A 17,856-nucleotide genomic window follows, 5' to 3' on the forward strand; every position below is an offset into this window, starting at 1 on the left:
TTCGCGAATGAATTCGCTCCTACGACATCAGTGGTGCTTTTTCACATAGCCGGTTCAAGGCCTTTGCCCAGTTCGGGTCGTCATTCAGGCAAGGCACCAGCACCAGCTCTTCGCCGCCCGCTTCCTTGAACTGCTCCGCGCCGCGATCACCGATCTCTTCCAGTGTCTCGATGCAGTCAGCCACGAATGCCGGACACATCACCAGCAGCTTCTTGACGCCTTGGGCAGCCAGTTCATCAAGACGCGCTTCGGTGTAGGGTTCGATCCACTTGGCGCGCCCAAGACGCGACTGGAACGACACCGACCATTTGCCATCAGGAATCCCCATGCGCTCGGCAAAGGCTGCTGCAGAGCGTATGCATTGCGCGCGATAACAGGTAGCGACCACTTCCGGCGGAGCGGTCATGCAACAGTTTTCATTCTTGAGGCAGTGGTTGCCGGTAGGGTCGAGCTTGGTCAGGTGCCTTTCCGGCAGGCCGTGAAAGCTCAGCAGCAGGTGATCGTGAGGCTGTTGCAAGTGCGGGCGAACGTTTTCCACCAGGGCATCGATGTATTCGTCCTGATCGAAAAAAGGCTTGAGCAGTGAAAACTCCATTGCCAGCGACTTGGCCTTCACGACACGTCTGGCCTCTTCAATCACCGTCGTGACGGTGCTGTCGGCGAACTGTGGATAAAGCGGGGCAAGCGTCACTTTCCTGATGCCCTGCCCGGACAGGCGCGTGAGCACTGTTTCGATGGAGGGCTCGCCATAACGCATCGCCAGCTCGACCGGTCCTTGGGTCCATTCCTTTTTCATGGCCTCCTGCAAGCGCTTGCTCAGCACAACCAGCGGCGAACCGTCATCCCACCAGATGGACGCATATGCATGCGCCGACTGCTCGGGACGCTTGATCAGGATCAGCGAGACCAGCAGCCTGCGAACCGGCCACGGCAAGTCGATGACATAAGGATCCATCAGGAACTGATTGAGATACCGGCGTACGTCCGGCACTGCTGTGGAAGCAGGCGAACCCAGATTGACCAGCAAGAGCGCGTGATCGGTCATGCAACATCCTATTTCAATGGCTTCAGTGGCGACCCGAGAATTCACTCAGGGCAGCGCGCAGATCAGTAAATCGGAAGGTAAAACCTGCCTCCAGCAAACGCGCCGGTCGGGCACGCTGGCCACCCAGCAGCAACACGGACAACTCACCCAGCGCCACACGCAACACCAGCCCCGGCAAAGGCATGAAAGCGGGCCGCCCCAGGACACCCGCCAGCGTTTTGCCAAACTCACGATTACGCACCGGTGTTGGCGCGCACAGATTATAAGGACCTCGGGCATCGCGACGGTTCAACAGAAAATCAATCGCCGCGATTTGATCTTCGATATGAATCCAGGGCATCCATTGCCGACCGTTGCCAATCGGGCCACCCAGGCCCAGTTTGAAAGGCAGCAGCAAGCGCGTCACAAAACCGCCCTGATCCGACACAACAAGGCCCGTACGCAGCAGCACCACACGAATGCCCAAGGCTTCGGCACGCTGAGCGGTTTCTTCCCAGGCGCTGCAAAGCTGGCTGGCAAAGTCTTCCTTGATCGGTCGTGAGCTTTCATCAAGCTCGTGTTCACCCGAATCGCCATACCAGCCGACCGCAGAGCCGGAAATCAGCACTTCAGGCTTTTGCTGCCGACCTTCCAGCCAGGCCAGCAGTTGCTCGGTCAGTCCAATGCGGCTGCTCCACAGCAGCAACCGGCGCTTGCGCGTCCAGGGACGGTCGGCTATCGGAGCACCCGCGAGGTTGATGACGGCATCGATGGATTGCTCGTTCAGTTCTTCCAGACGGGCGATGCCACGCACCAACGGGCCACAGAGCTCAGCCACTTCAGCGGGCCGACGACTCCAGACCGTCAATTGATGACCTTGCGCAGACCAGAGTCGGCAGAGCGCTCGTCCGATCAAACCTGTACCGCCGGTCAGCAATATGTGCATGGCAGGTTACCTCGCGTGGCGTTCGTGGCAATTGAGTAGTCTATTTTTTACGGGTCTGGCTTATCCACAAAAGCAAAACCTTTTGCTGAACAATAGGCCACACCTGAATGAATTGGAGCTTTACTGCCCAGCCCGGGCAGTTGGCCCATTGTCTCAAGCAACAGACTGACCGTCCTGGCTCACAAGGGTTGCAGTTGGCTTGAAAGCAGTAAAATCGAGAACGACTGCAAGTTATACCAAAAACGGAGATTGTACAGGTTTTAACTACGGCGTAGTCTGTGCAGACAAGGTAACGAGGCCCCTATGACTGTACCTATCGCAATCATCGGTACCGGTATCGCCGGACTCTCTGCTGCTCAGGCGCTCAAGGCTGCCGGGCACGACGTACATCTTTTCGACAAAAGCCGCGGCAGCGGCGGAAGAATGTCGAGCAAGCGAAGTGAGGCAGGCTCTCTGGACATGGGCGCGCAATACTTCACTGCCCGTGATCGACGCTTCGTGGCGGCCGTCAACCAGTGGCAAGCCAAAGGTCACGTGGCCGAATGGACACCCTCGCTGTACAACTTCCATGGCGGCAGACTCAGCCCGTCGCCGGACGAGCAGGTACGCTGGGTCGGCACACCGGGCATGAGCGCCATTACCCGTGCCCTTCTGGACGATTTGCCCGTGACATTCTCGTGCCGCATCACCGAGGTCTTTCGCGGTGAAGAGCACTGGAACCTGCAAGATGCCGATGGCAAAAACCACGGTCCTTTCAGCCATGTTGTCATCGCCATACCCGCGCCTCAGGCAGCGACGCTGCTGGCAGCGGCACCGAAGCTGGCAAGCGTGGTCACCGGTGTGAAAATGGACCCGACCTGGGCCGTTGCCCTGGCCTTCTCCACACCGCTGCAAACCCCGATGCAAGGCTGTTTCGTACAGGACAGCCCGCTGGACTGGCTGGCCCGCAATCGCAGCAAACCCCAACGTGACGACACTCTGGACACCTGGGTTCTGCATGCCTCCAGCAGTTGGAGCAGGCAGCATCTGGACATGCCCAAAGAGCAAGTCATCGAACATCTGCATGGTGCATTTGCAGAGCTGATCGACTGCCCGATGCCTGCTCCGGTCTTCAGCCAGGCACACCGCTGGCTGTATGCACGACCGGCCGGCTTTCACGAATGGGGCGCACTTTCCGATGCCGACCTGGGCATCTACGTCTGTGGCGACTGGTGCCTGTCGGGCCGCGTCGAAGGCGCATGGCTCAGCGGCCAGGAAGCCGCACGCCGTCTGCTCGAACACCTCAAGTGAATACCATCAATCCCCGCAAACTGCTGCTGTCGAAATGGACCGCAGCAGTACCGCTCAACCGCGAAAAACACTTTCTGGTGACCGAGCTGTTCAAGGACGAGGAAGGCACGGTCCTGGAGATTGAATTGCAAGCCGTCATGACTCACCGCAGCGAACGCTTGCCGTGGCAGGTCCTGCAGAACTCCGAGGCCTGGCGCATGGGCTGGAAGTGAGCGTGCCCGCTTCCTGAATAAACACGCCTGAAATTCTTGTACAAAGAATTTGACTTGTACAGCTACAAACCTATGATGAGACAAGTTGTACAGACTTATTGATCTGTACAAGTCTTGTGTAGAGGTTTGTGATGTCAGCGCCTGTGATCGATAAGCCAAAACTGGGAATCAGCGCCTGCCTGCTGGGTGCAGAGGTACGCTTCAATGGCGGCCATAAAGAGTCGCGTCTGTGTACCCAGGCGCTGAGTGAGTATTTCGATTTCGTGCCGGCCTGCCCGGAAGTCGCCATCGGCATGGGCATTCCACGTGAGCCGATCCGGCTGGTGGGTGACCCCGTAAATCCTCAGGCAGTCGGCACCGTCAACAGAGAGCTGAATGTCACCCGGGCGTTGGCTGATTACGGGCTGCACATGGCCGGCGAGATGGACGATATCTGCGGCTATATTTTCATGCAGAAATCACCGTCCTGTGGCCTGGAGCGGGTCAAGGTCTATCGCGAGAACGGTGCGCCCGTGGATGGCGGTGGACGCGGCATCTATGCCCAGACCTTCTGCGCCAGCCAGCCCGACCTGCCGGTCGAGGAAGATGGCCGGCTCAACGATGCCGTTCTGCTGGAAAACTTCGTCACCCGGGTATTCGCCTACGCTGCCTGGCAAAAGCTGCTGAAAGACGGCGTGACCCGTCGCGCCTTGAGCGAATTCCATTCGCGCTACAAATATCAGCTCATGGCCAGCAATCCACAGCAATACAAGGTGCTGGGCAATATGCTGGGCAGCATGGGCCGCAGCGATCCGAACGAGATCGCCCCACACTATTTCAGCCAACTGATGGCAGCACTGAAAAAATGCGCTACCCGCAGCACCCATACCAATGTGTTGCAACACCTCAGTGGCTACCTCAAGAATCACCTCGATACCGAGGACAAGCAGGAAATTCAGCGTCTTATCTCTCAGTACCATCAGGGCATCGTGCCCTTGATCGTGCCGCTGACCCTGCTCAAGCACCACTTTCGCCAACATCCCGATCCGTATATTGCGCTGCAGGTTTACATGCAGCCGCATCCGGAAAACCTGAGCCTGCGAAATGCGATCTGAACCATGAACGATACACACCAAGAAGCGCACCAGCCGGATGACTGGCTGCCAATCCGTGAGGTAGCACGCCAGACCGGGGTCAACGCCGTTACCTTGCGAGCCTGGGAACGACGTTATGGCTTGATCGTCCCTCATCGCACCGCCAAGGGGCATCGGCTGTACACCCAGGAGCATGTGCATCGGGTGATGACGATTCTGACCTGGCTCAACCGCGGGGTATCCGTGAGCCAGGTCAAGGCCCTGATCGATGAGCAGCAACCGGAGAGTTTTACTCCCGGCAACGACTGGGATGCCTTGCGCCAGACCCTGTTGCAAGCCATTGGTGAACTGGCCGAACGCCGGGTCGACGATGTGTTCAATCAGGCGATGTCGCTGTATCCACCCCGGACTTTGTGTGAGCAATTGTTGCTGCCGCTGCTGGCCGAGCTGGAGAAACGCTGGCAGGGCAAGTTCGGCGCGCAGATGGAGCGGGCGTTCTTTTATTCGTGGCTGCGCAGCAAGCTCGGCGCACGCATTTACCACAATAACCGGCAACTTAATGGCAAGCCGTTGCTGCTGGTGAACCAGTCCGACCTGCCGCTGGAGCCGCATTTGTGGCTCGTGGCCTGGCTGGTCAGCAGCGCCGACTGCCCGGTGGAAGTCTTCGACTGGCCGCTGCCCGCAGGCGAACTGGCGCTGGCCACCGAATATCTGCAACCACGCGGCGTGCTGCTTTATTCCAGTAAATCGCTGAATCCTGCTCAATTGCCCAGGTTATTGAGCAACATTTCCTGCCCGATCGTCCTGAGCGGATCAACGGTACAGATCCACTATGCCGATTTGCTCGTATGTGCGAACGAGGTCGCAGGATTGACCCTTGCTCAAGATCCGCTCAGTGCACAGATCGAATTGAACAGGCTCGGACTCATTTAAGGATTTCACATGCAACTGTTTTGGCTGCGTAGCGATTTGCGTGTTCACGACAATACTGCTCTGGCCGCTGCCATGGAGCGGGGTCCGACGCTTGCGGTGTATCTGGTCAGTCCCACTCAATGGCAGAACCATGACGATGCCGCCTGCAAGGTGGATTTCTGGCTGCGCAATCTGGTCGAGCTGGAAAAAGCCCTGGCCGGACTGAATGTTCCCTTGCTGATCCGCAAGGCCGACACCTGGGACAAAGCCCCTGAAGTGCTGGCAAAGCTCTGCGCGGAGCATGCCGTCGAAGGCGTGCACACCAATGAAGAATACGGCATCAATGAAAGCAACCGCGATCAGGCGGTAGGCCAGACGCTGGAAAAAGCCGGTGTCCATTTCAATAGCTATCTGGATCAACTGCTGTTCAAGCCCGGCAGCATTCTGACCAGGACCGGTGGCTACTTTCAGGTCTATAGCCAGTTCCGCAAGGTCTGCTATGCCCGCCTGCACGAAGCGATGCCACGCCTCATCAATCTGCCAAACGCTCAGCAGCCGCTTTCGATCAAAAGCGATGCAGTGCCCGAGCAAGTCGACGGTTTTGCCACCCCGTCCAAAGCACTGCGCGAACTCTGGCCTGCTGGCGAACACGAAGCACGCCAGCGTCTGGCCACCTTCAGCGACGATCAGATCCGCTATTACCAGAGCGAACGGGATTTCCCTGCAAAGCCCGGTACCAGCCAGTTATCGGCGTACCTCGCAGCCGGTGTGATTTCACCCCGCCAATGCCTGCACGCCGCACTGATGAGCAATGACGGAGAATTCGAGACCGGTAACACCGGGATAGTGACCTGGATCAACGAACTATTGTGGCGGGAGTTCTACAAACACATTCTTGTGGGCTACCCTCGTGTTTCAAGGCATCGCGCATTCCGCCCGGAAACCGAAGCCGTCAAATGGCGTAACGCGCCAACCGAACTGGCCGCGTGGCAGGAAGCCCGCACCGGTTTGCCGATCATCGATGCTGCCATGCGCCAGTTGCTGGAAACAGGCTGGATGCATAACCGACTAAGGATGGTCGTTGCAATGTTCCTCACCAAAAACCTGCTGATCGACTGGCGCGAGGGCGAGCGCTTTTTCATGCGCCACCTGATCGACGGGGATCTGGCAGCCAATAACGGCGGCTGGCAGTGGAGCTCATCCACAGGCACCGACTCGGCCCCTTATTTCCGTATCTTCAACCCGTTGTCGCAATCGGAAAAATTCGATCCTGAAGGTCGCTTCATCAAGCACTGGTTGCCTGAACTGGCCAGCCTCAACAAGAAAGAGGTGCATAACCCGGCGCTTGTCGGCGGGCTGTTCGGTGTCGCCAACTATCCGTCCCCGATTGTCGACCTGAGCAAAAGCCGCGAGCGAGCCCTGGCCGCGTTCAAGGCCCTGCCCCATCGCCAGCCTGCTGCGGATGCGCTCCATGAGTGAATTCCTGCAACGCTTCGCCCATGACTTCGCAGCCCTGAACAAGGACAACCTTGAGCGGGTGGCCGACCTGTACAGCGACAACGTGTCGTTCACAGACCCGCTGCACCACATCCAGGGCCTGTCGGCCATGAAGGACTACTTCGCCCAGCTGTACAGCAATGTCAGTGACCTGCATTTCGATTTCCATCACTTCGATGAAGTCAGGCCTGGTGAAGGCTATCTGGTCTGGACCATGAGTTATTCACACCCGCGCCTGAAAAAGGGTCGGGTCATCAAGGTCGAAGGCTGTTCGCACCTGCATTGGCACGAAAAGGTTTATCGGCATCGGGATTACTTCGATGCCGGCGCATTGCTCTATGAACACCTCCCCATCATGGGAGGCTTGATTGCCTGGCTGAAGAAGAGGTTGGCATGAACACGTCATATGCTCGTCGCATCTGGTTGACTGGCGCCAGCAGCGGTATTGGCCTCGCCCTGGCAAAAGAGTTGCTCGACGCGAAGCACCAACTGGCGTTGACTGCCAGAACCGAAGCGCCCTTGCAGGATTTGTCGAACCGTTATCCCGGTCAGGTCCTGCTGCTCATCGGCGATATCACCGATGGCGCGCAAGTCAAAAACATGGGCGATCGTATCGAACAGGAATGGGGGGCTCTGGACAGTGCCATCCTCAATGCCGGGACCTGTGAGTACCTTGACGCACAACATTTCGATGCCGCGCTGGTTGAACGGGTGATTCGTACCAACCTTCTGGCCACCAGCTTCTGTATTCAGGAAGCACTGCCTTTGTTGCGCAAAGGGATAAAACCTCATCTGGCCGGCGTGGCCAGTGCAGTGACTTATCTGCCACTGCCACGAGCCGAAGCCTATGGCGCCTCGAAAGCCGGCATGCGTTACATGCTGGAATCGCTGCGCCTGGACCTGGCCTGTGAAGATATCGATGTCACCGTGATCAGCCCGGGCTTTGTCGAGACGCCACTGACCGCCAAAAACGATTTCCCGATGCCCATGCGCTGGCCGGTGGACAAGGCAGCCCGCTACATCGCAAAAAAAATGGAGCGGCCCCGGCGCACGCTGGAGATATCGTTCCCCGGCCCGTTCATTCTCAGCCTGCGCCTGCTGGCCCTGCTGCCAGCACGTGCAAGGTTTGCGATTGGCAAACGCATGGCTCGCACCCCAACCTCGAATAAGGACGCTCAATGAAGATCGCCATCATTGGCAGCGGCATCTCGGGCCTGACCAGCGCCTACGTGCTCAACCGCTCCCATGAGATCACCGTGTTCGAGGCATCCGACTGGATCGGCGGCCACACCCATACCGTGGATGTGCAAGTCGCGGGACGTGCCTACGCCATCGATACCGGCTTTATCGTCTTCAATGACTGGACCTATCCCAACTTCATCAAGTTGCTCGGCCAGTTGGGCGTGTCATTCAAACCGGCCGAAATGAGTTTTTCGGTGCATGACCCGCGCAGTGGCGTCGAATACAACGGCAACAACCTCAACAGCCTGTTCGCCCAGCGCAGCAACCTGTTGTCCCCAAAGTTCTGGGGCATGCTGAGCGATATCCTGCGCTTCAATCGCCAGTCAGTGGCCGATCTGGAGAACCAGCGCATCGCGGCAGACACGACGCTGGGCGAGTACCTGAAAAACGGTCGTTACGGCCAGCGTTTCATTGATCATTACATCGTGCCCATGGGCGCAGCCATCTGGTCGATGTCACTGGCGGACATGCTGGGTTTCCCTCTGCAATTCTTCGTGCGCTTCTTCAAGAACCACGGCCTGCTTTCTGTCACTCATCGCCCACAATGGTGCGTGATCCAGGGCGGCTCCAGAAGTTATGTCGAGCCGCTGACGGCATCGTTCAAAGACCGTATTCGCCTGTCCTGCCCTGTGCATCGGGTCGAACGCGACAGCGAGGGCGTCACGCTGCACAGCGTGGCGGGCAGCGAACGTTTCGATAAGGTGATCTTCGCCTGTCACAGCGATCAGGCCTTGCAACTGCTGGCCCAGCCTTCGCAAACCGAACAGGACATCCTCGGCGCCCTGCGTTATGCCGAGAACGATGTGGTTCTGCACACCGACACCAGACTACTGCCCAAGCGCACCCTGGCCTGGGCCAGCTGGAACTACCGTCTTGGCGGTGGCGAACAGCAACTGGCGGCGGTCACTTACGACATGAACATTCTGCAAGGCATCCAGAGCGATACCACGTTCTGCGTCAGCCTGAACCAGACCGAAGCCATCGACCCGGCGAAAATTCTCGGCCGCTATCGCTATTCCCACCCGCAATACAGCCTGGATGCCATTGCGGCCCAGGCGCGCTGGCAGGAAATCAGCGGCGTCGAGAACACCTTGTACTGCGGTGCTTACTGGGCCAACGGCTTCCATGAAGACGGTGTTGTCAGCGGCCTGCGTGTGGCCGAGGCTCTGGGTGAGTCACTGTGAACAGCGCCCTTTACAGCGGCTGGATCACCCATCGGCGCTTTGCGCCCAGGGCACACGCATTCAACTATCGAATTGGCCTGCTCTATCTGGATCTGGACGAGCAGGATGCCGTGCTCAACTTGTCACCGCTGGCCGGGGGCAAGCGCTTTTCGCCGTTTTCATTCCGGGAACATGACTATTTGCCGGAACTGACCGGGCGCGGCGTGCCGCTGATCGAAGCGGTACGCGAGCGGGTCGGGATAGCGCTGGGTCATATGCCGCTGGGCCGGGTCTGCCTGCTGACCCAGGCCCGTAGTTGGGGTTTGTCGTTCAACCCGGTGAGTTTTTTCTACTGCCATGAAGTCGACGGAACACTGGCCGCCATCCTGTGTGAAGTCACCAATACACCCTGGGGCGAGCGGTATCACTATGTCCTGCCCGCCACTGGCGAAGGCCATCAGCACTTCGCCGTGGCCAAGGCATTTCATGTGTCGCCGTTTCTGCCACGCGACCTGGAATACCGCATGAGCTTCAGCCAGCCCGCCGAAAGAATCGGCGTGCACATGGCTGACTGGCAAGGTGACCTGAAGGTGTTCGATGCCACGCTCAACCTCAATCGCCAGCCTCTCAGCCGCCAGACGCTGCATCGTTATCTGCTTGCCTATCCATGGATGACCGCCAAAACCTGTCTTGCGATCTATTGGCAGGCCGTACGCCTGCTTCTCAAGCGCATCCCGATTTTCAATCATCAGACTGCTGACGGTGAATACCGTACTGGCACCCCGCAACCCAAGGATCGACATAATGAAAAACATCAGCAGTAGTGGTTTTTCTGCCAATCTGGGTACCCATAATCTGACCACCAACTTCCTGCGCCGTGGCGTATTGCGCCAGCTTGCAAAACTGCGCAACGGCCAGCTGGTAGTCAATGACGGCTCGGAGCGCCATGTATTCGGCAAGGCCGGTGCGTTGATTCAGGCAGAAATCCATATCCGCGACTCCGCGATCTGGGGCCTGGTTGCCAGCGGTGGTTCCATTGGCGCGGGCGAAGCCTTTATCCATGGCTACTGGACCACGCCGGACCTGACGGCAGTGGTGCGGGTGTTCGTCAGCAACCTTGATGTACTCGATGCCATGGAGGGCGGCATTGCACGCCTGACACGGCCCATGGTCCAGGGCCTGCACTGGCTCAACCGCAATACCCGCAAAGGTTCGCAGAAAAACATCTCGGCCCATTACGACCTGGGCAATAAATTATTCGAGCAGTTTCTCGATCCGACGATGATGTATTCCGCCGCTCAATTCCTGAACGAGAACGACAGCCTCGAACAGGCCCAGTTGAACAAGCTGGAGCGCATCTGTCAGAAACTGGCCCTCAAACCCGAGGATCATCTGCTGGAAATCGGTACGGGCTGGGGCAGCATGGCGATTTATGCCGCGCAGCATTACGGCTGCCGTGTCACGACGACCACGCTGTCGAAAGAGCAGTTCGCCTACACCGAGCAGCGGCTGGTACAACTGGGCCTGCAAGACCGCGTGACCCTGCTGCTCAAGGATTATCGCGACCTCACCGGCCAGTACGACAAGCTGGTGTCCATCGAAATGATCGAAGCAGTGGGCCACAGGTTTCTGCCAACCTACTTCAAGCAGTGTTCGCATCTGCTCAAGAGCAACGGGCTGATGCTCTTGCAGGCCATCACCATTCGCGAGCAGCGCTATGAGCAGGCCAGGAAGAACGTAGACTTCATCCAGCGCTATATTTTCCCGGGCGGTGCCTTGCCATCGGTCCACAAGATGCTGGAAATCGTAGGCGGCGACACCGACATGAACCTGCTGCACATGGAAGACTTCGGCCTGCATTACGCCCGTACCCTGCACCTGTGGCACGAAAACTTCAAACAGGCCCACAGCGCCTTGCTGGACCTGGGTTACGACGAATACTTCCTGCGCCTGTGGGAATTCTATCTGTGCTATTGCGAAGGCGGCTTTCTGGAGCGGACCATCGGCACCGCGCAGTTGCTGCTGGCCAAACCCGAGGCCTTGCGTGCTCCGGTACTGGGGCTCTTCGATGCTTAAAACCGTCGCCAATGCAGTGCTGTTCCAGATCGGCTGGTTCACCTGTGTGCTGGGCGGCAACAGTTACTGGCTGCTGATTGCAGCCAGTGTACTGGCCATACACCTTTTGTGGACAAGTTCCTGGGCGCGTGAGGGCAGATTGCTGCTGGCCGTTACCGTGCTGGGGACATTGCTGGACAGTGCCCTGATGAAGCTCGGGGTATTCGATTTCGGCACCAGTGGCCCACTGATTCCTGTATGGCTGGTACTACTCTGGGCAGTGCTGGCAACCACGCTCAATCATTGTCTGACCTGGACTGCCAAACCCTGGTGGCGTGCCAGCCTGCTTGGCGCGATTGGCGGTCCGATGTCTTACTATGCCGGCTCACAACTGGCGCAGGCCCAGTTTCCAATGGGGTTATGGCCAAGCCTTCTGATACTGGGCGCAGTCTGGGCCGTCGTCTTTCCTTTGCTTCAGGGACTGGCTGCTCATCCACTCATCAACCGACACACCGGAGCCAACCACTGAAAGCCCCGCTCATTGCCCTGACCCAGATTCCAAGTGAACCGAAAGTCACCTGCTCGACCTGCGCAGCCTGCTGTTGCCAACTGGAAGTGATGCTCATCACCGATACAGGCGTGCCCGCGCGTTATATCGATACCGATGAATGGGGCGGCGAAGTCATGCTGCGCCTGGATGACGGCTGGTGCGCGGCGCTGGATCGCAACACCATGATGTGCACCATCTACGAAAAACGCCCGCTGATTTGCCGCGAATTCGAAGAAGGTTCTGAAGAGTGCCTGAATGAACGGCTGGGGATTGCTACGGCTTATCTTTGATGGCGACGGATAGGAGCGAATTCATTCGCGAGACGGCATGGCAAACGATGGATAGGTATCGAATGTAGCGGCCTGTCGCGAATAAACCCTCCCCCACCTGGTCGTTCACTATCAGAACGGCATCTTGTAATGCAGGGCGTAGCTTTCTATCCCGTCGTTCGGCTGTTTGATACCGGCGTTGGAATAGTGAGTGGCACGAATGCCGATTTCATGACCGCCTGCGAAGCGCAGACCAAAACCGATACGGTCTTCAAAGTTGAAGGCCGAGCCCAGTTTGTTGTCTTCGACCTGGGTGTTGGAGAACACCGAAACCCCGATCCCCGCCTCGATGTAAGGCTTTACGCTCTGACCTGCGAACTCATAAACCAGTACTGGCGAGAACGACAGGCTGTTATTGCTGGAGCGTTTATCGCCATCCCAGTAGGTGTAGGCGCCATCCCAGTAGCCGGTCAGACGGCCTACATCGCTTTTCAACCAGCTTTTATCCCAATCGAACTGCACGCCCAGGCGATAGGTCATGGTCGATTGGCTGGTGTGGCCTACCGAAAACTCAACCCCATCGGCCAGTACCATCGAGCTTTGCCCTGCGAGAGCAGCCGAAAACACGGCCGCACAAAAAAGTCGCTTCATAGAAACATCCATTTCATATGGTAGTTATTGGAAAGTGCTGGAACCTGGCAAACGCAGTTATAGAAAGCAGCAACAAAGCGTTGGTTCAGTGCCTAAAAAGCTTTTTCACGATTTTTTTACAAACCTAAGCTTCGCACACTGCCGGCGCTTTGCCATAGGGCAGGAAGAATTTTTTTGAAATCATTTGGATTGCCACTCGTCCAGTAGGATGTTTCGCACACAGGACCGGTGGACAACAGATCGGATTGGGCCAGCAAACGCTGGAGTTGACGGGCTACGGCCGCGCCCGTGTCGATCAGGCTGATGGAATCAGGAATCATCTGACGCAGCAGCGGCTTGATAAACGGATAGTGGGTGCAACCCAGAATGATGGTGTCGCAACCTTCAAGCAGCAACGGCTCCACATAGCTCCAGAGCAACTGGCGAATGGTCGGGCTGAGCAGATCACCGGTTTCAATCAGTTCCACCAGCCCCGGACAAGGCTGGGTGATAACCCGCACATCGCTGGCGAAACGGTCGAGCAAAGCGGCGAATTTGGCGCTTTGCAGGGTGCCGGTTGTGGCCAGAACGCCCACCACTCCGCTGCGAGTCGCCGCAGCGGCCGGCTTGACCGCTGGCTCCATGCCGACAACAGGCCAGCCGGGATAACACTGGCGTATATGCGCAACGCCTGCCACCGTCGCCGTATTGCAGGCCAGCACCAGCGCCTTGGCGCCCTGCTCGCGGAAGAAACCGGCAATCGTGAGACAACGCTCGATGATGAATTCAGGGGGCTTTTCGCCGTAGGGAATATTCCCGCCGTCGGCGACATAGAGCAGGGATTCATTGGGCAGCAACTGACGGATTTCGGTGAGTACCGAAAGCCCGCCCACACCGGAGTCGAAAACCCCTACTGGCGCATTACGGCTAAAAGGCGTGGAAGTGCCGGTCATTGAGCAGCACCACATACACTGCACGCCGGATCGCGCTTGACCTTCAATTCCCGAAAACGGGTGCTCAAGGCATCGATCAGCAACAGACGCCCTACCAGCGGCTCGCCAAAACCCGCCAGCAGCTTCAGGGCTTCCAGAGCCTGCAGGCTGCCCACCAGTCCCACCAGAGGCCCGATGACGCCAGCTTCACTGCACGTCAGTTCGGCTTCACTGCCGTGACCGTACAGGCAGTGATAGCAAGGACTCTCGGCACGGCGCGGGTCGAACACCGACAACTGCCCTTCAAGGCGGATCGCCGCACCGCTGACCAGAGGCTTGCCGGCAGCGACGCAAGCCGCATTCACGGCCTCGCGGGTCGAGAAGTTGTCCGAGCAATCGAGCACCAGATCAACGCCTTGCACGGCAGCACTCAGGGAGTCGGCATCCAGTGCAGCGCGATGGGCGACCAGTGTCACCTCGGGATTGATGGCCGTCAGACGGGCCATGGCGGAATCCACCTTGGCCTGCCCGACGCTGTGGCTGTCATGAATGACCTGGCGCTGCAGGTTGGTCAGGTCAACGCTGTCAAAGTCGGCCAGATGCAACTCGCCTACTCCGGCAGCAGCAAGATAGAGCGCCACCGGAGAACCCAGGCCGCCCAGGCCGACGATCAGCGCACGGCTGCTCTTGAGCCGTATCTGCCCGTCGATATCGACGTGTTGCAGCAGGATCTGCCGACTGTAACGCAGCAGTTCCTCATCACTCAGCACAGCAGGCATCCGAAAGTGATGCGCTCGTGCTCGCCCAGATCACGTCGGGTCTGCACCCGGTCGAAACCATTGGCAGTCAGCAGGTTGCGCACTTCGGCGCCCTGGTCATAGCCATGTTCAAGCAACAACCAGCCGCCACTGCGCAGATACGCTGGAGCCTGCTGGACAATGGCTCGCAGGTCGTCCAGGCCATCGGCGCCCGCAACCAGTGCGCTGCTCGGCTCGAAACGAACATCACCGGCCGCCAGATGCGGATCGGCGTCAGCGATATAAGGCGGATTGCTGATGATCAGGTCGAACTGCTTCTCCTGATCCAGTGCGCTGAACCAATGGCTGTTGAGCACCACGGCGTTGTCCAGTTGCAGACGCTGCCGATTGCGCTCAGCCAGGGCCACAGCTTCCAGTACCCGATCCACGGCCGTCACTTTCCACAGATGACGCTCGTTGGCCAGCGCCAGGGCAATCGCCCCGCTGCCGGTGCCCAGATCCAGAACCTGAGCAGGCGCAAACGCCGGTATCAGTTCCAGCGCCGCCTCCACCAGCATTTCGGTTTCGGGACGTGGAATCAGTGTGTGCGGCGCGACTTCCAGATCGAGTTTCCAGAAACCCTGCTGACCCAGAATATAAGCCACGGGCTCACCGGTGCGCCTGCGTTGCAGGTAACTGGCGAACGTCAGCGCCGCTTCGGTGCTGACAATGCGCTCGGGCCAGGTATGCAGGAAGCTGCGCGGCTTGCCCAGGGCAGCGGCCAGCAGCAACTCGGCGTCCAGGCGCGCAGTTGGTGAGTCGGGAAGTTCAGCGCTTCTTAACAAGCTGGCGATGATGGTCATTTACTCACCCAGTGCCGCAAGTTGATCAGCCTGATATTCAGCGAGTAGCGGCTCTATCACTGCATCGACGCCACCGGCCAGAACTTCGTCCAGTGAATACAACGTCAGATTGACGCGGTGATCCGTCACTCGCCCTTGAGGGAAGTTATAGGTGCGAATACGCTCCGAACGATCACCTGACCCCACCAGCAGCTTGCGCTCGCTGGCGATGGCATTGGCAGCGGCACTGGTCTGCTGATCATTCAGTTTGGCAGACAACCAGGACATTGCCCGGGCTCTGTTCTTGTGTTGCGAACGTTCTTCCTGGCACTCCACGACAATACCCGATGGCAAGTGGGTAATGCGAATGGCCGAGTCGGTCTTGTTGACGTGCTGTCCACCGGCACCGGAGGAACGATAGGTATCGATGCGCAGGTCTGCCGGATTGATTTCGATCGCCTGCTGTTCGTCAGGCTCGGGTAACACCGCCACGGTACAGGCCGAGGTATGGATACGACCTTGCGACTCGGTTTCGGGCACACGCTGTACGCGGTGGGCACCGGACTCGAATTTCAGTTTGCCGTAGACGTTTTCGCCTTCGACACGGGCAATGACTTCTTTGTAGCCGCCATGCTCGCCTTCGTTTTCCGAAAGGATTTCCACGCGCCAGCCACGACGCTCGGCATAGCGCGAGTACATGCGGAACAGGTCACCAGAGAAGATCGCCGCCTCGTCACCGCCCGTGCCGGCACGGATTTCCAGGAACACGTTGCGCCCGTCGTTGGGGTCCTTGGGCAGCAGCATGCGTTGCAACTGCGCCTCCAGCTCCAGCAACTGCTGCTTGGCTTCACGGACTTCCTCGACCGCCATTTCCCGCATGTCCGGATCGTTGTCCTTGAGCAGCGCCTGGGCACCGTCCAGATCGGCCAGTACCTTGATACGCTGCCTGTAAGTCTCGATGACCGGCTCGACTTCGGCGTATTCACGGGAATAGGCGCGAAACTTGGTCTGGTCGCTGATAACTTCCGCATCGCCAAGCAGCGCGGTCAATTCTTCAAAACGGTCGCTGAGCACATCCAGCTTATTGAGCAGTGAAGCTTTCATTGCGAAGGTTTATCCGTCGAGCCCTCACCGAGGGCAAAAAGTTCCTGAGCCATGGCCAGCGCATCGACGCGGCCTTCGGCAGACAGCTTTTTAAGCTGAACGCTGGGAGCGTGCAGCAGTTTGTTGGTCAGGCCACGGGCCAGTTGAATCAAGACCTCTTCGGCATTGCTACCGTTGGCCAGCATACGCTGCGCCTTGCTCAGCTCTTCGTCGCGCAGTCGCTCGCTTTGCTGACGATAGGCACGCAATACATCGACGGCCGCCAGTTCGCGCAAACGGGACATGAAGTCCTCGGCGCCGATACTGACCAGTTGTTCGGCCGCCAGGGCAGCACCCTGCCGACTCTTGAGGTTTTCGGCGACCACCTCATGCAGATCATCGACGCTATAGAGGTAAACGTCGTCCAGTTCTCCGACTTCCGGCTCGATATCGCGAGGAACAGCGATATCCACCATGAAAATCGGCTTGTGCTTGCGCAGCTTCAAGGCGCTTTCTACCGCGCCCTTGCCCAGAATCGGCAACTGGCTGGCGGTGGAGCTGATCACGATATCGCTGTTCACCAGTTCTGCCGGAATATCCGAAAGCAGCACCGCATGAGCGCCGAACTCGGCAGCCAGAATACTGGCACGCTCCAGGGTCCGGTTGGCAACCACAATACGCTTTACACCCAGATCACGCAGGTGCCGGGCAACCAGAGTGATGGTTTCGCCCGCGCCGATCAGCAACGCCTGACTGCGCTGCAGATCGCTGAAAATCTGTTTCGCCAGGCTGACGGCGGCAAACGCCACCGATACCGGGTTCTCACCAATGGCCGTGTCGGTGCGCACCTGCTTGGCGGCGCTGAAGGTCGCCTGAAACAGACGCCCGAGCAACGGACCAACGGTTCCCGCCTCACGGGCCACGGCATAGGCGGATTTCATCTGCCCGAGAATCTGCGGCTCTCCGAGTACCAGAGAGTCCAGGCCCGAAGCCACGCGCATCATGTGACGCACGGCAGCATCGTCTTCATGAATGTAGGCACTGGCGCGCAGTTCATCGAGGCTCAGGTGATGATAGTCCGCCAGCCAGGCCAGAATGCTGTCGGCTGCGAGCTGGTCGTGCTCGATATACAGCTCGCTACGGTTACACGTCGAGAGGATCGCGGCTTCGCGACTGCTGGTAAGACGGCAAAGCTGCTGCAAGGCCTCGACCAGCTGTTCTGGCGTAAATGCCACGCGCTCGCGAACGTCTACCGAGGCAGTCTTATGGTTAATACCAAGTGCAAGGAAGGCCATTCAGGGTCGCTGGTGGTGACGTGAAGCCCGCAATTGTCCTACTTCAATAAGCTCAGAACAACCACTGCATATTATTGTCCCACTAGAATCGCTCGTCGCAGGCC

At 58.4% G+C, this 17,856-nt stretch carries 20 protein-coding genes; 12 read left to right on the forward strand and 8 right to left on the reverse strand.

The genetic code is table 11. The features are described 5' to 3' along the window. Positions 1 to 19: 19 nt before the first annotated feature. Both hemH and K5D32_RS11815 read right to left on the reverse strand, forming a co-directional pair. A complete protein-coding gene (gene hemH / locus K5D32_RS11810; RefSeq protein ID WP_221578000.1) occupies positions 20 to 1,045 on the reverse strand; it encodes a ferrochelatase in 1,026 nt (341 codons plus the stop codon). A 22-nt stretch (positions 1,046 to 1,067) separates the two neighbouring features. Continuing rightward, positions 1,068 to 1,970, reverse strand: coding sequence for a TIGR01777 family oxidoreductase (locus tag K5D32_RS11815; protein ID WP_221600398.1), 903 nt, complete (start codon positions 1,968 to 1,970; stop codon positions 1,068 to 1,070). Positions 1,971 to 2,273: 303 nt separating this feature from the next. On the opposite strand from K5D32_RS11815, the gene K5D32_RS11820 reads away from it, so the two are divergent. The 12 genes from K5D32_RS11820 (at position 2,274) to K5D32_RS11875 (ending at position 12,254) form a co-directional block, all read left to right on the forward strand. Further along, complete coding sequence (locus K5D32_RS11820; RefSeq protein ID WP_221578002.1) at positions 2,274 to 3,260, forward strand: NAD(P)/FAD-dependent oxidoreductase; 987 nt, start codon at positions 2,274 to 2,276, stop codon at positions 3,258 to 3,260. Next, the gene (locus K5D32_RS11825; protein ID WP_095067185.1) at positions 3,257 to 3,472 is read left to right on the forward strand and encodes a TIGR02450 family Trp-rich protein; all 216 of its coding nucleotides are present in this window, start codon (positions 3,257 to 3,259) and stop codon (positions 3,470 to 3,472) included. Before K5D32_RS11820 ends, K5D32_RS11825 begins: the two co-directional genes overlap by 4 nt. Before the next feature lie 131 nt (positions 3,473 to 3,603). After that, positions 3,604 to 4,566, forward strand: coding sequence for a DUF523 and DUF1722 domain-containing protein (locus K5D32_RS11830; protein WP_221578003.1), 963 nt, complete (start codon positions 3,604 to 3,606; stop codon positions 4,564 to 4,566). A gap of 3 nt (positions 4,567 to 4,569) precedes the next feature. Continuing rightward, positions 4,570 to 5,478: a MerR family transcriptional regulator gene (locus K5D32_RS11835; RefSeq protein WP_221578004.1), complete on the forward strand. Its 909-nt coding sequence runs from the start codon at positions 4,570 to 4,572 to the stop codon at positions 5,476 to 5,478. Positions 5,479 to 5,487: 9 nt separating this feature from the next. Further along, positions 5,488 to 6,936, forward strand: coding sequence for a deoxyribodipyrimidine photo-lyase (gene phrB / locus K5D32_RS11840; protein WP_221600400.1), 1,449 nt, complete (start codon positions 5,488 to 5,490; stop codon positions 6,934 to 6,936). After that, positions 6,929 to 7,351, forward strand: a complete 423-nt coding sequence (locus tag K5D32_RS11845; protein WP_221578006.1) for a nuclear transport factor 2 family protein — start codon at positions 6,929 to 6,931, stop codon at positions 7,349 to 7,351. Before phrB ends, K5D32_RS11845 begins: the two co-directional genes overlap by 8 nt. After that, complete coding sequence (locus K5D32_RS11850) at positions 7,348 to 8,136, forward strand: SDR family oxidoreductase (protein WP_221578007.1); 789 nt, start codon at positions 7,348 to 7,350, stop codon at positions 8,134 to 8,136. Before K5D32_RS11845 ends, K5D32_RS11850 begins: the two co-directional genes overlap by 4 nt. Further along, a complete protein-coding gene (locus tag K5D32_RS11855) occupies positions 8,133 to 9,380 on the forward strand; it encodes an NAD(P)/FAD-dependent oxidoreductase (RefSeq protein WP_221600402.1) in 1,248 nt (415 codons plus the stop codon). The genes K5D32_RS11850 and K5D32_RS11855 overlap by 4 nt, the downstream gene beginning before the upstream one ends. Then, a complete protein-coding gene (locus tag K5D32_RS11860) occupies positions 9,377 to 10,183 on the forward strand; it encodes a DUF1365 domain-containing protein (protein ID WP_221578009.1) in 807 nt (268 codons plus the stop codon). The genes K5D32_RS11855 and K5D32_RS11860 overlap by 4 nt, the downstream gene beginning before the upstream one ends. Then, positions 10,164 to 11,435, forward strand: a complete 1,272-nt coding sequence (locus tag K5D32_RS11865; RefSeq protein ID WP_221600404.1) for a cyclopropane-fatty-acyl-phospholipid synthase family protein — start codon at positions 10,164 to 10,166, stop codon at positions 11,433 to 11,435. The genes K5D32_RS11860 and K5D32_RS11865 overlap by 20 nt, the downstream gene beginning before the upstream one ends. Then, positions 11,428 to 11,943: a DUF2878 domain-containing protein gene (locus K5D32_RS11870; RefSeq protein WP_221600406.1), complete on the forward strand. Its 516-nt coding sequence runs from the start codon at positions 11,428 to 11,430 to the stop codon at positions 11,941 to 11,943. Before K5D32_RS11865 ends, K5D32_RS11870 begins: the two co-directional genes overlap by 8 nt. Next, the gene (locus K5D32_RS11875; RefSeq protein ID WP_374107932.1) at positions 11,940 to 12,254 is read left to right on the forward strand and encodes a YkgJ family cysteine cluster protein; all 315 of its coding nucleotides are present in this window, start codon (positions 11,940 to 11,942) and stop codon (positions 12,252 to 12,254) included. The genes K5D32_RS11870 and K5D32_RS11875 overlap by 4 nt, the downstream gene beginning before the upstream one ends. A 111-nt stretch (positions 12,255 to 12,365) precedes the next feature. On the opposite strand, the gene K5D32_RS11880 is transcribed toward K5D32_RS11875, so the two are convergent. The 6 genes from K5D32_RS11880 to hemA form a co-directional block, all read right to left on the reverse strand. Then, a complete protein-coding gene (locus K5D32_RS11880; protein WP_221578012.1) occupies positions 12,366 to 12,884 on the reverse strand; it encodes an acyloxyacyl hydrolase in 519 nt (172 codons plus the stop codon). A gap of 116 nt (positions 12,885 to 13,000) precedes the next feature. Continuing rightward, complete coding sequence (gene murI / locus K5D32_RS11885; protein WP_221600408.1) at positions 13,001 to 13,816, reverse strand: glutamate racemase; 816 nt, start codon at positions 13,814 to 13,816, stop codon at positions 13,001 to 13,003. Beyond that, entirely contained in the window at positions 13,813 to 14,565 is a 753-nt protein-coding gene (locus K5D32_RS11890) for a molybdopterin-synthase adenylyltransferase MoeB (RefSeq protein ID WP_221600410.1), read from the reverse strand. Before K5D32_RS11890 ends, murI begins: the two co-directional genes overlap by 4 nt. Next, a complete protein-coding gene (gene prmC, locus K5D32_RS11895) occupies positions 14,559 to 15,395 on the reverse strand; it encodes a peptide chain release factor N(5)-glutamine methyltransferase (RefSeq protein WP_221594265.1) in 837 nt (278 codons plus the stop codon). The genes K5D32_RS11890 and prmC overlap by 7 nt, the downstream gene beginning before the upstream one ends. Continuing rightward, positions 15,396 to 16,478: a peptide chain release factor 1 gene (prfA, locus tag K5D32_RS11900; protein WP_025258602.1), complete on the reverse strand. Its 1,083-nt coding sequence runs from the start codon at positions 16,476 to 16,478 to the stop codon at positions 15,396 to 15,398. Further along, the gene (hemA, locus tag K5D32_RS11905) at positions 16,475 to 17,752 is read right to left on the reverse strand and encodes a glutamyl-tRNA reductase (protein WP_025258601.1); all 1,278 of its coding nucleotides are present in this window, start codon (positions 17,750 to 17,752) and stop codon (positions 16,475 to 16,477) included. Before hemA ends, prfA begins: the two co-directional genes overlap by 4 nt. Positions 17,753 to 17,856 lie beyond the last annotated feature (104 nt).

This window comes from Pseudomonas cichorii (assembly GCF_019719005.1).
Classification (GTDB): Bacteria; Pseudomonadota; Gammaproteobacteria; order Pseudomonadales; family Pseudomonadaceae; genus Aquipseudomonas; species Aquipseudomonas cichorii_E.